Genomic DNA, 16,757 nt, shown 5'->3' on the forward strand with positions numbered 1-16,757 from the left:
GTGGGCGGCGCGGTGATCCGGTGGATCGGCTCAGAGGCCGGAGACCAGACCCGTGACAGCACCGGTGTTCACACCGGTGAGGCCCTCGACCGTGTTGGTGAGACCGGCGACGGTGCCCGAGACCGGGACGATGCCGTCGACCGTGCCGGTGACCTGGCCGACGAGGCCGCCGACGAGACCGCCGGAGACGTTGTCCAGCTCGGCGTCGGAAATCTCGAGGGTCTCGACCTTGGGGGTGTTGCTCATGAGGAGAGCCGCCCTTCTCATAGGTATCAGAGGGTATTTCGCAAAACGCGGAAGGTGCCGTGATCCGGTGGCGCCGAATCCGTCGCCGTTCCGCGATGCGGAGGATCAAAGCACGTTGACGCGTCGCACAGCCAATCGGAAGGTCGCCGGTCAGAGGGGATGTGCGAGGTCAATTACCAAGACGTGCAGGGCCGTTCACGAACAGGTGGCAACGCCTTCACATTCTTCACGGAGTGAATTGCGCGCGACCGGTCCGGGTATTCATCAAAGGGGACACCCGCGCATCAATGGGTTTCGTCGCGTGCGTCATGCAATGAATATCCGGAGGCCCGCGTGACTGCCCTGCGCACTCGCTGTGCAGGTTTCTGGCACGCCACCGCGCACGCCGTGAGCACGGCCGGCGGCACGAACCCCCACGAGGGCGCGGCGGCGTCCACGGCCACGGCGCAGGCGGCCCCGCCGACCAGGGCCGGCAGGCGCGCCGCGGTCCACAGCTCCCGGGCGCCGCGCGCCGATCCGTCCACGGCGCCGGTCACCAGCGTGGTGAGCGTGCCGGTGAAGTAGGTGGTGGGCGCGCCCCCGGCGCCCGCGGCGACCATGGCCGCGGACTGCCCGCCCATCGCCACGGCGGCGCCCACGAGCAGCGCGACCCGCCAGCCCTCACCGGACCGCCCGCCGAGCGCTCCGGCCGCGACGGCCACGGCGGTGAGCAGCGCGCACTGCGCCGCGAGGCAGGCGACGACGGCCCCCGGCCACGGCTGGTCCGCCGCCCGCCGCCGCGAGCCCCGGCAGGCGAGCGCGGCGCAGGCGGCGCCGACGACGTACCCGCCGAGCGCGACCAGCGGGCCGGTCACCTCCGCCCCGTCACCGCGCCCCGCGGAGATCCCGAGCAGCACCAGATTGCCGGTCATCACCCCGGCGAACACGCTCCCCAGCACCGTGAAGGCGAGCGCGTCGACGGCGCCGGAGGCCCCGGCGAGCAGCAGGAGGGCGATCTGGGCGCGTCTGTTCATGTCCCGACGGTAGGTGCCGCCGCCCCGAACCGCCGGGAGCCGTGGCGGGGCGTCACCGCGCCGGCCGCCGGCCGCCGCATCCGCGCCCTGCGTCCCCCGCTCCCCGCTGATCTCGGACGAACCTGTAACCGCCCCTGGTTGCAAGGGAGTTGGCGTGGTAGCTTCACCGGCAGTTCCTAGTGCGGGACCGGCTTACGGGGGTTGGTCGGTGAACATGAGCACGCCACAGGAGCCGGGCGGCGTGCCCTTGCGCTTGGTCTCGGTCCTCACCGATGAGCTGTGCGCCCTGTCGTGCGTGCGCGAGGCCCGGCAGCGTTCCCTGTTCATCAGCCTGGTCTGCGACGACCTCGGGATCCAGTGGATCGAGCAGGGGATAGCGGTGCGCGCGGAGATGGCGACGTTCGTCAACCAGGCCCTCCAGCACCGGGGCAGCGAGGGATACCGGGCGATCGTCGAATGCGTCGGCGCCCTGGAGGGACGCGAGAGCGGCGAGAGCCTCGACCGCCTGGTGCGCCGCGCAGTCTACGGCGTGGAGAGCCGCGGACTCCCGGAACTGCCCGGCGTGTTCGCCGCCGAGACGCAGCGCAGGGCCTGGGAGTTGCTGACCCTCGGACCGGTTCCCCGGCCCGTGCTGCACAGCGTCCTCGCCGGTGAACTGCGGATCGCGCTGCCCGACGCGGAGGGCCCCGTGGGCCTGTTCGCCCACCTGGCCGAGCAGAACGCGCAGCCGGACGGCCTGCCGCCCGCCGTGGTCCTCGTCGAGGTGGTCGCCGCCCTCGGCTCGTCCCAGGCGGCCGCCCTCCAGGCCTGGTCCGAGGAGTGGGCCGAGGCCGCGGAGCTCACCGGCGCGCTGCGCGAGCGACGCGCCCGGATAGCGTGCGGCGCGGTGCCCGACAGCACGGTGCCGCGCGCCCTGGTCGTCATGGTCGACCCGGCGCACGACGGCACCGACCGGATCTACGTACGCCACTGGGTGAACGCGGCGGCCGGGTTCTGGCAGCCGCGCGCCTTCGAACCGCAGGAGACCACGCTCGACCGGCTGGCCCCGGCGGTGCTGCGGGCGGTGCGGCACGGCGAGGCGCAGTGGGCGGGCGCGGCCGAGGACAGCCCCGTCCACGTCGAGTTCGTCCTGCCCCACTCCCTGCTCAACCACGACGTGGCCCGCCTGAAGATCGCCGCGGACGCCTTCGAACCGCTCCCGCTCCATCTGCGCTTCTACATCCATCTGCGCAGCCTCGACCGGATGCGGGTCCGCGACGCCCGGCAGCTGAGCCTGTGGCGCGAGCGCTGGCGCACCTTGCAGGAGGCACCGGCCGCCGAGACCTACCGGTGGAGCAGGACGACGGACCCGCTCACCCAGTGGCAGGAGAAACTCGCCAGGAACCCCCGGGTGACCGGCGTCATCCTCCAGCACCCCGCCGAGCGCGGGCACGGCCTGGAGGCGCTGGCGGCCGCCCTGACCGAGGGCGTGGGCCTCGTCGTCTGGGACCGGCGCCCCGACACGCCCCAGTCCGTCGAACTGCTGCAGCTCCTGCTCGGGCACAGCCCCGGTCAACTCCCCTTCAAGGTTCACCAATTGCGGGTCCAGGCGGAGACAGAGGAAGTGGGGCGGCTTCTCGTGGGCAGAAATATCGCGTTCCTGTGGGACGACCCGAACCGCCTCGTCGACTGTGAGGAGATGCCGGCATGACCGAGCAGCACGGCACCGCGTGGCGTGTGTTCCACGGCGTGGGAAGCGCCCCGGTGGGCGGGGGACCGGCCCTGCCCGAGGCGCCGCCCTGGCGGACGTTCGCGGGCGGCCCGGCACAGCCGCTCCCCGACTGCGACGACTCACGGGCCACCCGGCGGCGGCTCGGCGACGACCAGGACCTGGTCCATCTGCGCCAGGAGGACATCGACATCGTGAACGCGGCGCTGCTGCTGCGCCGCCCGCTGCTGGTCACCGGCCCGCCCGGCGTCGGCAAGTCGTCGCTCGCCTATCTCATCGCCCGCGAGCTGGGCCTCGGCCGCGTCCTGCAGTGGGGCATCGTCTCGCGCACCGCGCTCAAGGAAGGGCTGTACGCCTACGACGCCATAGGCCGCGCACAGGCCATCGCCGCCTGGCGCGCCGGGGCCGACCCGGACGCCGGTGAACAGGCGCCGCGGATGGGCGACTTCGTCACCCTCGGCCCGCTCGGCACCGCCCTGCTCCCGTACGAGCAGCCGCGCGTGCTGCTCATCGACGAGCTGGACAAGAGTGACATCGACCTGCCCAACGACCTGCTGCACGTCCTGGAGGACGGCTCCTACGACATTCCGGAGCTGAAGCGCAGCTCCCAGGACGAGATCAGCGTCTTCACCGACGACCCGGGCGCCCGTACGACCGTCGAGCGCGGGCTGGTCGAGTGCCGCGCGTTCCCCGTCGTCGTGATCACCAGCAACGGTGAGCGCGAGTTCCCGCTCGCGTTCCGCCGCCGCTGCCTCCCGCTGGAGCTGCGGCTGCCCTCGCGCGAGCGGCTGTTGTCGATCGTGGCGAGCCATCTGCGCGGCAGCGAGGACGTGGTCGGGGAACTGGTGGACGACTTCGAACGACGGGTGCAGGACGGCGGAACCCACTCGGTGGACCAACTACTGAACGCGGTCCTGCTGGTCACAACGGGTGGTTTCCAGGCCGACGCCGACGGGCGTAAGCTCGTCGAGATGCTGCTGCGCGACCTCTCGAAAGGCCGCTGATGACCGGCTTGCCCAGGGAGCGCGCCCCCGACCCGAGCGGCGGCGGGAGCGGCGCGCCGACCGGCTCGTCGGAGGACGGACCGGACTGGCGCGACCTCGCCGAGGCCACCTGGCTCGCGGCCGCGTGGCTCGCTTCAGGACGGCGCGCGCCCACCGCATCGGACCCGTCGGAAGCCGATCATCCGGATGGCTCGGCGGACTCCGCCGCACACCCCGGCAGCCCGGAGGTGCCCGGCCCCGATCTGCCCCCCGACGCCGGTCCGGCGAGCGGCAGCACGGAGATCCCGTTCGCGTTCCCGGACGCCGGGCCCGACGTGACCTCGGGAGAGGCCGCCGACGGGCCCCTCTTCCGGCTGCCGCCCGCCCCCGCGTCACCGTCGGCCCGCCCGCTGCGCCTGGCGCGGGTGCTGCGCGCCCTGGGCCGCCGCGTGCCCGTGAACGAGCCGGGGCCGCTGGACGAGGACGCCACCGCGCAGCACGGGCTGAGCGACGGCCTGTGGATCCCGTATCTGCACCCCGCGCACCAGCGCGCCCTCGACGTGGTGCTGCTCGTCGACGACACGCTCACCATGCGGGCCTGGCGCGGCACCGTCCGCCGGATCGCCGACGAGGCGGCCCGCAGCGGCGCCTTCCGCGACGTGCGCACGGTCCGGATCAAGGTCCCCGCCGAGGGATCCGCCGTCGTGTGCACCGCCGACGGCCGGGCGGGCGACCCGCGCGAACTCCTCGACGGCAGCGGCAGGCGGCTCTTCCTCGTCGTCACCGACGGGCTCGGCGCGGGCTGGGCCGCACCCGCCGCCGACGACCTGCTCACCGCGCTGGCCCGCGGCGGCCCCACGGCGCTGGTCCACCTCTTACCGCCGTACCTGCGCCACCGCTCCTCCCTGTACCCGTTCCGCGCCCAGTTCGGCGCCGCCGGGTTCGGCGCGGCCAACTCGTCCCTGGGCTGCCGTCCGCCGCACGACGTCGCCGACCCGCTGCGGCCGCTGCCCGAACCGGACGACGGCACGGTCCCGGTGCCCGTCCTCAGCACCCACCCCGCCTCCTTCACCGCCTGGGCCGAGCTGGTCACCGGCGAGCCCGGCGTGCACCGTGCGCTGCCGATGCTGCCCGCGGGAGCCCTCGCCAAGGGCACCCCCGCGCCCGGCCTGCGCACCCCCAGGATCGACGGACCCCGCGCGGCGGCCGCCGCCGTGGCCCGCTTCGCCGGACTCGCCAGCCCGCTCGCCCGGCACCTGGCCCTGCTGCTCGCCGTCATCCCGCTCGACTTCGACCTCATCGAGGAGCTGCGCGAGCGCGCCGTCCCCGAGGCGGGCCCCGACCACGTCGCCGAGGTCATGATGGGCGGCCTCATCGACTGGGAGCACGGGGACGAGCAGGACGGCGGCGGCCCCGAGTTCGCCGACGGGGTCCGCGAGGCGCTCCTCGCGACCGGCACCCGCACCCAGCTGGCCCGCATCATCGACGTCCTCGCCGAGCTGCGCCGCGGACGGGGCGCCGCCGCCCCGCTGCGCGCCGCCGTGCGCAACCCGGAGGACACCCCGCTGCCGGACACCGGCAGCGCCGGCCGCCCCTGGCTGCGGATCGAACTCGCCGTGCTGCGCGCCCTGTCCGGGCCGCACGCGCGGCGCGCCGCGCGCATCGTCGCCGGACTCACCGGCGCACCGCTCTCGAACGGGGGTGGTGCGGTGGCACGGAGAGATATCGACGGGGCCGGTGGGGAAGAGCTGGTTGCTGAGAGCAACAGCGAACCAGGAGTCGACGTGGTATCAGCGGCTGGACCCGACACAACCGAACACACTGAAGCTGGGAAGGCTGACGCAACCATGGACCTCAAGGCTCCCGAACACCGCTTCGTCCGCAGCGGTCAGCCGAAGATCATGGGGAACGTGCCGCCCAAGAATCCCAATTTCACCGGGCGCGAGATCCTGCTGGAAGCCGTCGACGAGCAACTGCGGCAGAAGGAGACCGCCGCCGTCCTGCCGCACGCCCTGCACGGCATGGGCGGCGTCGGCAAGTCGCAGATCGCCATCGAGTACGTGTACCGGCACAGCGCCGAGTACAACGTGATCTGGTGGGTGCCGTCCGAGCGGGAGTCGCTGATCCTCGCCTCCCTCGCCGAGCTGGCCTCCTTCCTCGGCCTGGACACCGGACCACAGGCGAACACCGCCGTGCCCGCCGTCCAGGAGGCGCTGCGCTCCGGAAAGCCGTACGACAACTGGCTACTGGTGTTCGACAACGCCGAGGACATCGACGCCGTCCGCGCCTACTTCCCGAGCGGCGGCCCCGGGAAGATCATCGTCACCTCCCGGAACCGCGACTGGGAGCGCGTCGCCACCCCGCTCAGCGTCGACGTCTTCGACCGCGAGGAGTCCATCGCCCTGCTCCAGCGGCGCGCTCCCGACCTCGCGACCGAGGAGGCCGACCGGCTCGCGCACGCGCTCGGCGACCTGCCGCTCGCGATCGAGCAGGCCGGAGCCTGGCACGCCGCCACCGGCATGCCCGTGGCCGAACACCTCGAACTCCTCTCCCAGCGCCGCGTCGAGATCCTCGACCTCGACCCCAACCCGGACTACCCGGTGCCGGTCGCCGCCGCCTGGAACCTCTCCCTCGAACGGCTGGCGCAGGAACACCCCGCCGCCCGCCAGCTCCTGGAGGCCTGCGCCCTGATGGCACCGGAGCCGATCCCGCTCAGCCTGCTGCGCGGCGGGCGGAACGTCGAGGTCAGCCCCGAACTCGACCCGGTGCTGCGCGACCCGGTCCTGCTGGCCAGGGCCACCCGCGAACTCAGCAAGTTCTCGCTGATCCGCCTCGACCACAAACGCGGCACCCTCCAGATGCACCGTCTGATGCAGAGCGTGCTGGTGACCGGCATGGACCCGGCCGCCGAGGCGCAGATGCGGCGCGCCGTCCACCAGCTCCTCGCCACCGCCAAGCCCGGCGAGGGCGCCTCGCCGGAACTGTGGCCGGCCTATCAGGCGCTGCTGCCGCACGTGCAGGCGTCGGGCGCGGTGCGCAGCTCCGACCCGTGGGTGCGCGACCTGGTCCTGGACGTCGTGTTCTTCCTCTACTACTGGGGCGCGCACGACACCGCGATGAACACGGCCCGCCAGGCCTGGACGGTCTGGCAGCAGCAGTCGGGCGACGGCGACATCATGGTCATCCGCATGGCCAAGCTCCTGGCCTTCATGCTCGGCAAGTTCGGCAGCCGGGACGAGGCCCTGCGGCTCAGCGAGAAGGCCCTGGAGGAGTCCAGGAACGGCGAGGTGCCCGACGAGGAAGTCGTCAGCTCGATGTCGCAGATGGCCTTCTCACTGCGCTGCCAGGGCGAATTCACCGCCGCCCGGACACTCGACGACGACGGGTTCGCGATGGCGCGCCGCCTCTTCGGCCCCGACGACCCGGCCACGCTCCAGGCCGCGCACAGCTTCGGCGTGTCCCTGCGCTGCTGCGGCGCGTTCACCGACGCGCGCGCACTCGACGAGGAGACGGCCCGCCAGTTCGAGGTGCTCTACGGACCCACCAACGGCCTCACCCTCAACTCGCTGGGCGCCCTCGCCGTCGACATCCGCGAGTCCGGCGACTACCGCTCCGCCCACCTCCTGATGGAGTCCACCTACGAGGGGTACCTGGCCAACTTCGGCGTCAACAACGCCACCACGATCGTGGCCGCCCGTGAACTCGCCGTCTGCCGCCGCCGCGTCGGCGCCAAGGCCGAGGCCCGGGAGCTGATCGAGGACACCTTCGTCCGCTTCACCGAGCGCTACGGAACCGAGTACACGGACACACTGGCCGCGGCCATGAACGTGGTGGTGGACCGCCGCATCACCGGCGACCTCGCCCAGTCCCGCGACCTGGGCGAGAAGATCGTGGTCCGCTACCGCAGCGCTCTCGGCGACAACCACGCCGCCACGGTGGGCGCGCTGGTCAACCTGGCCGCGACGCTGCGCGCGCTCGGCGACGTCGACGGCGCGGAGCGCTGCGACATCGAGGCCGTCGAGCGGTTCACCGCCACCCTGGGCGAGCGGCACCCGAACACCCTCACCGCCCGCATCGGCCGGGCCAACGACCACTACGCACGCCTCGACTTCGCGGCGGCCCGCGCCGTCGACGAGGCCGTGCTGCCGCTGCTCGACGACGTCCTCGGCCCCGATCACCCGGTCACCCTGACCTGCACCGCCCACCTCGCGCTCGACCTGCGCGGCCTCGGCGAATCCGCCGCGGCCGACCGGCTGAACGCCCAGGCCGTCGACGGCCTCACCCGGGTCCTCGGCGCCGACCACCCCTGGCGCATGGCGGCCCAGCTGCACCAGCGCATCGAGTGCGACATCGCCCCGATGCCGCTGTGACCCCGCGCTGACCGAAACCCGGTGCGCCGTGCGGTGCGGGCCCGATCCCGCACCGCACAACAGCCCCAACTGCCCCTGCCTGCACCTAGGATGACCCCGAGCGACACAGGGATCGGCACATCGGACCGGCACGGGGGCTGGGCGTATGACCACGGTCGTCTTCATCCACGGTACGGGGGTCAGAGAGCCCCGCTTCGGCGCACTGCTCGCCCGGGCGGCCGAGGGGCTGGCCGCGACGGCGCCGCACGCCCGCGTCGTCCCGTACTACTGGGGTCAGGAGTACGGAGCCGTGCTCGCCGCCCGGGGCGCCAGCATCCCGGAGCCGCAGGCCGCCACGAGCCGCGGCCCCGACGACGTGGACGAGACCGACCCCTGGGCGCTGCTGTACGAGGACCCCGGGGCCGAACTCGCCCTCGCCGCGGCCGGTGCGGGCACCACCGTGACGGCGCCCGGTGCGGAGTTCCCCGACGAGCGCCCCCGCCGCCTGCTGCGCCGACTCGACGACATCGCACCGGAGCTGGGCCGCGGCTTGCCCCTGCGGGCGGCCGAACTGGCCCGCTCGCCCCTGCTGGCCCCCGCGGCCGCCGCCGTCGGCCCGGACGAACTGGCGCGGCTCCTCGCCCGCGCCCTCGCCGCCGCCGTCATCGGCGCGGCCCTGGACGCCGACGCGCCCGTGCTGTGCACCGGCGACGTCCGGGACGCGGCCGTCGGCCGGATCGCCGAAGCACTCGGTGCCACCCCCGAGGGCGCCGAGCGCGGTCTGCTGCTGCGCACCGTCAAACGGCCGCTCCTGCGGGCCGGTTCACGCGCGGCCGTACGCCGGCGCCGCGCCCTCACCGAGGCCGTCCATCCGGCCGCCGGCGACATCCTGCGCTACCTCGCCCGCGGCGCGGACGTCCGCCGCGGCCTGGCCGGACTGATCGCCCGCCAGGAGCCGCCGGTGGTGCTGCTCGGACACAGCCTCGGCGGCATCATCGCCCTCGACACGCTGGTCCTGGAGCCGCAGCCGTCCGTCGAACTCCTCGTCACCGTCGGCTCGCAGGCACCGTTCCTGTACGAGACCGGCGCCCTGCCCTCCCTCGTGCACCCGCAGCCCCTGCCCCCGCACGTGCCCGACTGGCTGAACCTGTACGACCGCCGTGACCTGCTGGGCTACATCGGGGCCGCGCTCTTCCCCGGCCGGGTCACCGACGTGGCCACCGACAGCCGCCAGCCCTTCCCCGTCGCGCACAGCGCCTACTGGACGGACCCAGCCGTCTACCGGGCCATCGCGGCCCGCCTCCCGTGACGCCCCCGGAGACCGACCCGCGCCGGGTCACCGCGCTCGTCGTCGGCATCGAGGAGTACGCGGCCGGGGAGAGCTGGCGGCTGCCGGGCCCCGCCGACGACGCCGTCCGCTTCCACGGCTGGCTGCGCGAGCGCGGAGTGCCCGAGGCCAACATCCTGCTGCACCTCGCCCCGGCCGAAGGGCACCGTCCTGCGCTCCCGTACCGGCCCGCCGACCAGACCGCCCTGCACCACGCCCTCACCGAGGAACTCCCCTCCCTGGACGGCGACTTCCTCTGGGTGTGGTGGGGCGGCCACGGAGTCCTCGACCAGGACGAGCGGATCCGCCTCTACTACGCGGACGCCACCGAGCGGGCGCGGCGCAACCTCGACCTGGAGTCCGCCTGCCGCCTTCTGGCCAGCGACGCCGTCACCGGACACGCACGGCAGACCTGGGTCGTCGATGCCTGCCAGACCTTCGACGAACGGCACGGTTTCCCGCGCGCGCTGGACACCGAGCGGCTGGGCGCGGGCGCCCGCACCACCGTCCACGAACAGGCCCTCCTGCTGGCCGCCTCCCGCGGCGAGCGCGCCGCCAACGACCCGGTGCTGCGCGGCGGCGTCTTCTCCCGCCTGGTCCAGGACGAACTCGACCGGTCCGCACCCGGGACCACCCCCGACCCGGAGCGGCTCCTCGCCGCGGTGCAGGCCCGGGTGGAGCGCGAGGTCTGGGCCTCGGACCGGCCCGGACAACTGCCCACCCTGATCCTCAGACGGCCCGGTCAGGAGCGCACGCTCGGCCCGTCGGCCGCGCGGCGGCCGCGCCCCGGCGCCCTGCCCGCCCTCACCCGCGTCGCCGAGGCGCTGCTCGCCTACCCGTTCACCCACAGTGCCGACGAGCGCCAGACCCTGGTGCTGCTGCTCGACCCGCGGCTCACCGCCCGGATGCGCCGCAACCCCGCACCGCGCCCCGACCTCGTCGCCATCGTCAGCGCCCACGGCCGCCGGGCCGACGAACTGTGGACCCTGTACGAGGCGGTCGTCACCCTCGACGACGACCCCGACCGCGCCGCCGAACTGGAGGCCGCCATCAGCGAGTTGGCCGCCGACTGAGCCAGGCGCACCCGGCGGGAATCGGCCAACAGACGGTTCCCGATCTTCCGTGTGGCCTACGGGTTCCGGGACCGGGCAGGCTTCGTCATGATGGACACAGGACCAAGGCGGCATCGAGTGCCGTCATGGGTGAAGGGGGAGAACACCTTGAAAGAGCCGGTGCGAGCCGACCGTCCGGCGGATTATGTGGAGTCGGACCTGGCGGACCTCGCCGAGGTCGGCCTGGCGGAGCTGCGTCGGTATCCCACCCCGGGCCCCAGCCGCAGACTCCTCGACGAGACCCGCAGGCCGCGCCTGGGCGCGATAGCGGGCAGCAACCCCAGCGGCCGGGCCGAGTAGGACGTGGCACCCTCGTCCACGACCGGCGCCCCCTCGGCGCCGGCCCCTCGCGCACTGCGCATGCCGGGACACCTCTTCGACGAGCTGGCTGCGGGCGGCGGCTCGGAGCGGGCCGTCGCGTTCCTGGTGAAGGGGGAGCGCGCCCGCCGGCTCCTGCTGCTGCGCGAACTGCACGACCTTCTGGACGAACGCGACGGCGTACTGGGCCCGTTGGGCGACCCCGCACCGCTGTGGGAGGCCATCGAGGCGGCGGCCCGGCGTGCCCCCGACGCGGTGGACGGCCTGCTCATGAGCCCGCAGTGCGGCGCCTGGATCGCGCACGCGCTGCGCCGGCTGCACGGTGTCGCGTCCGGCCCGCCCCTGTGGGCCGATACCGGACACCTCGCCTGCCTCGCCGCCACCGCGAGCGTCCTGGCCGGCACGGACGCCGCCCTGACACTCCCCGCCCGCGCCGGAGCACTGAGCCTGCCCACGCTCGGCCTCGTCCAACTCGACGTACACGACGGCGAATTCAGCCCCGTGCCCGTCACCGTGCGGTCGGGACGGGTGACCGCGGGGCCGGTCGCCGTCGATCCGCTGACGGCCGCCCGCGACACCCCCGGCTGGCAGCCGCTGCGCACTCTGCTCCCTGCCGGAACGCGCCTGGACGACCTCGACCCGTACCGTGACCTGGACGATCCGATACCTCCCGCCCGGGTTCCCGCCGCCGAGGTCGCGCACTGGGAGAAGGTGCTGGGGGAGGCCCACGCCATTCTCGCCCGCGGTCCGGGCCCCGACACCGTCGGCGCGATGCCGCCGGGCGGCATCACCCGCATCGTCCCCTGGACCTCCGCGCAGTGGCCCGGCATCCGGGTCAGCGCCTCCACCGGCGACGCCTTCGGCTCGATGATGGCCTCCCGTCCGGACAGCGGCCTCGACCTCGCCGAGTCCCTCGTCCACGAGTTCCAGCACAGCAAACTGGGAGCGCTGCTCCACCTCTTCCCGCTGCTCGCGGACGACCGCACCGAGCGCTTCTACGCGCCGTGGCGCGCCGACCCCCGGCATCTGCCCGGACTGCTGCACGGCGCCTACGCGTTCACCGGGGTCGCCGGCTTCTGGCGGGCCCGCATGGGGGACCGCGCGGCCGACCCCGCGAACACGGCCCCCTTCCACTTCGCGCTGCGTCGCCTCCAGACCCGCCTGGTGGTCCGTACCCTCGCCACCCGCGCCGACCTCACCCCGGCCGGGCGCCGCCTGCTCGCGGGACTGGCCACGACGCTCGACCGATGGCTGCGCGAACCGGTCGACCCCGAGGCGGTCGCCCGTGCCCGCGCCGCGGCCGTCGGCCACCGCGTCGAGTGGCGGCTGCGGAACCTGCGCTGCGGTCCGGCCGAGCGCGCGGCGCTGAGCCGGGCCCGACAGCACGGTGGCGTACCGCCGTCCGGGTTCGAACCCGAGCTCGCGCCGGGAACGTCCGCCGCGTACTGGGAGGACACGTGGACCGCCCGCTACCTGGCGCCGCGCCCGGGGCCCGACGCCGACGCCTGCCTGACCACGGGCGACCCGGCCCGCGCCCGCGACCTGTACACCGACCGGCTGCGGCACGCCCCGGACGACGCGCACGCCCTGACCGGACTGCTGCTGGCACGGGCCCGGCTCGAACCGATGACCCGGCGGCTGCTCGCGCGCCCGGAGCGGGTCGCCGCCGCGCTGGAGGTGGTGGGCGGCGACGCCGGTGAGGCCGTGCGCTGGCTCGCCGGGCTCAGCCGGTGACCGTCGGCAGGGCGGTGGGCGTGCCGGTCGCCGCCGTGGACGCGCCGGAGGCGATGCCGTGCACCGGCTCGGGCAGCGACTCGGGGGACAGGAGCGTGGACGTCCGGCCGTCGACGCCGACCGGGACATCGCCGTCGATGGTCACCCGGGCCAGCTCCCGCTCGTGGTCGTCGGAGTCGTCGACGCCGTAGTGCTGGGTGGCGCGGTTGTCCCAGATGGCCACGTCGCCGGCCCGCCACTGCCAGCGCACGGTGTTCTCCGGGCGCTCGATGTGCCGCTGGAACAGGTCGACGAGGTCGCGCGAGTCCTGGCCGGTGAGCCCGGCGATCTTCTGCACGAAGTTGCCGAGCAGCAGCGTGCGCTCACCGGTCTCCGGGTGGACGCGGACCACCGGGTGCTCGGTGCGGAACGTGATCTTCGCGAACACGTCGCGGAACCGCCGCAGCTGCTCGGGGACGGCATCGGGTCGCAGGGCCGCGTAGTCGTAGTCGTTGGAGTGCACCGCCCGCAGACCCTCGGCCAGCCGCTTCAGCGGGGCGGGCAGATGCTCGTACGCCGTCGCCGTGTTGGCCCACAGCGTGTTCCCGCCGTACGGCGGGACGGTGATCGCGCGGAGGATGGAGAACGCCGGGTAGGCGGGCACGAACGTGACGTCGCTGTGCCACTGGTTGGCGCGGCCGCCGTGGTCGGAGTTGATCGGGAACGAGTAGCGGCCGTCGGTGGACGGGACCGTGGGATGGGCGACCGGGGTGCCGAGCAGCCGGCCGAAGGCCTCGTGCGACGCGGCGTCGAGCCGGTCCTGGCCGCGGAAGAAGACGACCTTGTGGGCGAGCAGGGTCTCGCGGATCGCCGCGACCGTCTCGGGCGCGAGCTCGCCGGAGAGGCGGACGCCCTCGACGACGGCGCCGAGACGGCCGTTCAGCCGGGTGACGGTGAGGCCGGGGACGGAGGTGGGTTCCGGGGCGGTCGTGGTCATGGCGGGTGTCCTTTCGGCGGTGCGGAGGTGCTGCCGGAGTTCGTCTCTGTGCGGAGGCAGTGCGGGAACGGTGCGCCGAGGGCCCGCGCCGGTGTGCGGTCTCGCGTCCGGGCGGCAGGGCGCGTCAGATACAGGGACACGTCGTCGCGGTCATGAACCGGAGCGTCGCAACCGGTCCCGAGCGGCGTCAACCGGCCGCCGTACGCCGACGGCACCCGTGACCGCGACCCCGAACACCGCTCTGAACAGGGGAGTTGCGGCGCCGTCCGGTACGCGTGTGGCACCCGGTGATTTCACGGACCCGACATGTTCCCCGCTCCCCGCCGCGGGCCGCCGAATCCCTGCCGGGATAGGGTCCCGGCGGGAGGGAACGTGAGCGGGAGAGTGTACGGGCTGGTGCTGCGCGGGCTCGCGTGCGCGCTGCTGTGCTGGCTGGTGGGGCTGGTGTGGCACGTGAGCACGTACGACGCCTCGACCGTCGAGTGGTTCTGCGACAACGAAGGGTGCGCCAGCGACCAGTTCGCGTCGATGGCGCCGCTGCTCGGGGTGGGCGCGGGTGTGCTGTTCGGACTCCTTTCGGCCCGGTTCCTGCGGCGCGCGACCGCCGGGGTGACCGTCACCGTCGCGGCGCTCGGCGCCGCCCGCGGCTGGTACGACGCGATCGACGCGGGCCGTGTGGACCGCGCCACCGCCACCGACTACATGATCGTGTTCCCCTTCGGCACGTACGCGGTCTCGGCCTGGCTCACCTTCTTCTGGTGCGTCGCGGGCGCGGGGCTCGTCGCCGCCCTGTGGGGCGGCTGGGTCAGTGCCCGCCGCGCCGCCGTCCTGCGCCGCGTCTCGCGCAAGTACGCCACCGCCGACGCCCTGCTGGAGGGCTGGCGGGCGACGGGCCGGGGCCGCGGCGAGGTCACCGCCGTCTTCCACGACGCCGACGGCACCCGCCACGAGGTACCGGCGGTCGTCGACCGGGCCGCCCTCGGCCGCCCGGTCCTCGCCGTCTACGACACGTCCCGCCCCGGCGACCCCGGCCGGGTCCGCGTCGCCGTCCCCCGCAGAAGGACGCCGCGCAGCCGATGACCCTCCGCCGACTCCTCACCCTCCCCGCCCTGCTGGGCTCCCTGTGCGCGGGCGGCGCCTTCGTCACCGTCCTGTTCGGCGCGTTCGGCGGCCCGTCGTGGCTGCTGGTCATCGGACTGACCCTGTCGGCACTGGTGCTCGCCCTCCTCGGTGACGTCGCCGAGAAGAGCCCGGACGGTGCCGTCGCCCTGGGCCTGCGCTCGGGCGGACCGCGCGCCCACGCCCCCGCGCTGGTGCGCGGTGTCCGCGCCGTCGACAGGGAGACCGGCCGCGTCGCGGGCGACGCGCGGGCGCAGGAGAGCGTCTTCGCCTTCGACCTCGTCGTCGTGCCCGAGGACCGGCCCGCGTACCGCGTCGAGGTGCGCCACCCGCTCGACCTCCAGGACCTTCTCCACCAGGACCGCGCCGTCGTCGAGTACGACCCGAAACAGCCCTGGCGGGTGGTCGTCCCGGACAACCCGCCGGGCGAGTGGCGCGCCCGCGCCCGGCGGCTCGACCCGGACACCGTGTCCGTACCGGACGCCCCGCGCCGCGGCCTGCCGCCCGGCTCCCAGGTGCTCGTCCTCGGGGTGCTCATCGCGGCGGCCGTCTTCGCGCTCGTCCGCGGGATCGGCTGAAACCGTGCGGACGGCAACCGCGCCCGGACCGAATCTTTCCGGCGCCGCCCCTCGCACGGCACGCTGTCATTAACCTGTGCGGACAGGAACACCCGTCACTCGCGGGGTGGGACAGCCCTGTCGAAGCGCTTCGACAATCTTATGGACAGGCGGCTGTTGCTCCCCATAGGGTCAACAGGTCGAACCCGGCATCGGTCATCCGTCCCCGTCGAAGCGCTTCGCGCCGCGAGTGCCTCGTCCCCTCACGCATCGGCTCAGGAGAACGACATGGTCACGCTCGCAGAGGTCGCCCGGCACGCCGGAGTCTCCGCCAGCACCGTGAGCTACGTCCTCAGCGGCAAGCGGTCCATCTCCGCCGCCACCCGCGAGCGCGTCGAGAGCAGCGTGCGCAAGCTGGGCTACCACCCGAACGCCGGGGCCCGCGCCCTGGCCAGCAGCAAGTCCAACATCATCGCCCTGATGGTGCCGCTGCGCACCGACATGTACGTGCCGGTGATGATGGAGATCGCGATGGCCGTCGCCACCGCCGCGCGCACCCACGGCTACGACATCCTGCTGCTCACCGGTGAGGAGGGCGCCGAGGCGGTTCGCCGCATCGAGGGCAGCGCGCTCGCCGACGCGATGATCCTGATGGACGTGGAGCTGGACGACGAGCGGCTGCCGCTGCTGCGCACCGCGTCCCGCCCGGCCGTGCTGATCGGACTGCCGTCCGACACCACCGGACTCAACTGCGTGGACCTCGACTTCGCCGCCGCGGGCGCCGCCTGCGCCCAGCACCTCGCCGACCTCGGGCACCGCGAGATCGCCGTCATCGGCGAGGCGGCCGCCGTCTACGAGCGGCGCACCGGGTTCGCCGAGCGGACCCTGTCCGGGCTGCGCGAGCGCAGCGGCGAGCTGGGGCTGCGCCTTCTGCACCGCCCCTGCGAGGGCTCGTACGCCTCGGTGTCGGCAACGTTGTCGCGGGTCTTCGACGAGCGGCCCGGCACCACCGCGTTCGTCGTGCAGAACGAGGCGGCGACCGACCCGCTGCTCGCCCTGCTGCGCCAGTCCGGCCGCGCCGTCCCCGAGGACGTCTCCGTCGTCGCCGTCTGCCCCGAGCAGGTGGCGGCGCACGCCTCGGTGCCGCTGACGTCGGTCGCGGTGCCCGCGCAGGAGATGGGGCGGCGCGCCGTCGAGCAGGTCATCGCGAAGATCGAGGGGCGCGGCTGCGACGAGGAGGTCGTGCTGCTCGCACCGGAACTGACCGTGCGGGAGAGCGCGGCCCAGGCACCCGCCGACGCCTGAGCCGCGGGGC

The 16,757-nt window shown here is 74.0% G+C and carries 13 protein-coding genes; 10 read left to right on the forward strand and 3 right to left on the reverse strand.

The annotated features are described in order from the left end of the window. Nucleotides 1-30: 30 nt before the first annotated feature. Nucleotides 31-246 carry a type A2 lantipeptide gene (locus ABII15_RS32575; protein WP_353945863.1) on the reverse strand — a complete coding sequence of 72 codons (216 nt, stop codon included), beginning with the start codon at nucleotides 244-246 and terminating at the stop codon, nucleotides 31-33. 284 nt (nucleotides 247-530) lie between these two features. Continuing rightward, nucleotides 531-1,259 carry a YoaK family protein gene (locus ABII15_RS32580; RefSeq protein WP_353945864.1) on the reverse strand — a complete coding sequence of 243 codons (729 nt, stop codon included), beginning with the start codon at nucleotides 1,257-1,259 and terminating at the stop codon, nucleotides 531-533. Nucleotides 1,260-1,500: 241 nt separating this feature from the next. Here ABII15_RS32580 and ABII15_RS32585 point away from each other — a divergent pair, with 241 nt between their 5' ends. The 7 genes from ABII15_RS32585 to ABII15_RS32615 all read left to right on the forward strand — a co-directional run bounded on the left by ABII15_RS32585 (nucleotide 1,501) and on the right by ABII15_RS32615 (nucleotide 12,790). Beyond that, on the forward strand, nucleotides 1,501-2,949 hold the full coding sequence (locus tag ABII15_RS32585; RefSeq protein ID WP_353945865.1) for a hypothetical protein: 1,449 nt from the start codon (nucleotides 1,501-1,503) through the stop codon (nucleotides 2,947-2,949). Next, complete coding sequence (locus ABII15_RS32590) at nucleotides 2,946-3,971, forward strand: AAA family ATPase (protein WP_353945866.1); 1,026 nt, start codon at nucleotides 2,946-2,948, stop codon at nucleotides 3,969-3,971. Before ABII15_RS32585 ends, ABII15_RS32590 begins: the two co-directional genes overlap by 4 nt. Then, on the forward strand, nucleotides 3,971-8,320 hold the full coding sequence (gene fxsT, locus ABII15_RS32595; RefSeq protein WP_353945867.1) for an FxSxx-COOH system tetratricopeptide repeat protein: 4,350 nt from the start codon (nucleotides 3,971-3,973) through the stop codon (nucleotides 8,318-8,320). The genes ABII15_RS32590 and fxsT overlap by 1 nt, the downstream gene beginning before the upstream one ends. 145 nt (nucleotides 8,321-8,465) lie before the next feature. Beyond that, nucleotides 8,466-9,608: an alpha/beta fold hydrolase gene (locus ABII15_RS32600; protein ID WP_353945868.1), complete on the forward strand. Its 1,143-nt coding sequence runs from the start codon at nucleotides 8,466-8,468 to the stop codon at nucleotides 9,606-9,608. After that, a complete protein-coding gene (locus tag ABII15_RS32605; protein WP_353945869.1) occupies nucleotides 9,605-10,699 on the forward strand; it encodes a caspase family protein in 1,095 nt (364 codons plus the stop codon). Before ABII15_RS32600 ends, ABII15_RS32605 begins: the two co-directional genes overlap by 4 nt. A 147-nt stretch (nucleotides 10,700-10,846) precedes the next feature. Beyond that, nucleotides 10,847-11,038 carry a hypothetical protein gene (locus ABII15_RS32610; RefSeq protein WP_353945870.1) on the forward strand — a complete coding sequence of 64 codons (192 nt, stop codon included), beginning with the start codon at nucleotides 10,847-10,849 and terminating at the stop codon, nucleotides 11,036-11,038. A gap of 60 nt (nucleotides 11,039-11,098) precedes the next feature. Beyond that, complete coding sequence (locus ABII15_RS32615; protein WP_353945871.1) at nucleotides 11,099-12,790, forward strand: HEXXH motif domain-containing protein; 1,692 nt, start codon at nucleotides 11,099-11,101, stop codon at nucleotides 12,788-12,790. On the opposite strand, the gene ABII15_RS32620 is transcribed toward ABII15_RS32615, so the two are convergent. After that, the gene (locus ABII15_RS32620) at nucleotides 12,780-13,766 is read right to left on the reverse strand and encodes a TauD/TfdA family dioxygenase (protein ID WP_353945872.1); all 987 of its coding nucleotides are present in this window, start codon (nucleotides 13,764-13,766) and stop codon (nucleotides 12,780-12,782) included. The genes ABII15_RS32615 and ABII15_RS32620 overlap by 11 nt on opposite strands. A 372-nt stretch (nucleotides 13,767-14,138) precedes the next feature. Here ABII15_RS32620 and ABII15_RS32625 point away from each other — a divergent pair, with 372 nt between their 5' ends. From ABII15_RS32625 to ABII15_RS32635, 3 genes are all read left to right on the forward strand, one after another. After that, the gene (locus tag ABII15_RS32625; protein WP_353945873.1) at nucleotides 14,139-14,846 is read left to right on the forward strand and encodes a hypothetical protein; all 708 of its coding nucleotides are present in this window, start codon (nucleotides 14,139-14,141) and stop codon (nucleotides 14,844-14,846) included. Beyond that, nucleotides 14,843-15,463, forward strand: coding sequence for a hypothetical protein (locus tag ABII15_RS32630; protein ID WP_353945874.1), 621 nt, complete (start codon nucleotides 14,843-14,845; stop codon nucleotides 15,461-15,463). The genes ABII15_RS32625 and ABII15_RS32630 overlap by 4 nt, the downstream gene beginning before the upstream one ends. Nucleotides 15,464-15,730: 267 nt before the next feature. After that, a complete protein-coding gene (locus ABII15_RS32635; RefSeq protein ID WP_353945875.1) occupies nucleotides 15,731-16,747 on the forward strand; it encodes a LacI family DNA-binding transcriptional regulator in 1,017 nt (338 codons plus the stop codon). Nucleotides 16,748-16,757: the final 10 nt, after the last annotated feature.

Source organism: Streptomyces sp. HUAS MG91, from assembly GCF_040529335.1.
GTDB classification, from domain to species: Bacteria; Actinomycetota; Actinomycetes; order Streptomycetales; family Streptomycetaceae; genus Streptomyces; species Streptomyces tabacisoli.

Excerpts from the sequence above, each read along its gene's own strand:
- ABII15_RS32575 (WP_353945863.1), bottom strand. The coding sequence starts at position 246 with ATGAGCAACACCCCCAAGGTCGAGACCCTCGAGATTTCCGACGCCGAG.
- ABII15_RS32580 (WP_353945864.1), bottom strand. The coding sequence starts at position 1,259 with ATGAACAGACGCGCCCAGATCGCCCTCCTGCTGCTCGCCGGGGCCTCC.
- ABII15_RS32590 (WP_353945866.1), top strand. The coding sequence starts at position 2,946 with ATGACCGAGCAGCACGGCACCGCGTGGCGTGTGTTCCACGGCGTGGGA.
- fxsT (WP_353945867.1), top strand. The coding sequence starts at position 3,971 with ATGACCGGCTTGCCCAGGGAGCGCGCCCCCGACCCGAGCGGCGGCGGG.
- ABII15_RS32600 (WP_353945868.1), top strand. The coding sequence starts at position 8,466 with ATGACCACGGTCGTCTTCATCCACGGTACGGGGGTCAGAGAGCCCCGC.
- ABII15_RS32615 (WP_353945871.1), top strand. The coding sequence starts at position 11,099 with ATGCCGGGACACCTCTTCGACGAGCTGGCTGCGGGCGGCGGCTCGGAG.
- ABII15_RS32620 (WP_353945872.1), bottom strand. The coding sequence starts at position 13,766 with ATGACCACGACCGCCCCGGAACCCACCTCCGTCCCCGGCCTCACCGTC.
- ABII15_RS32630 (WP_353945874.1), top strand. The coding sequence starts at position 14,843 with ATGACCCTCCGCCGACTCCTCACCCTCCCCGCCCTGCTGGGCTCCCTG.
- ABII15_RS32635 (WP_353945875.1), top strand. The coding sequence starts at position 15,731 with ATGGTCACGCTCGCAGAGGTCGCCCGGCACGCCGGAGTCTCCGCCAGC.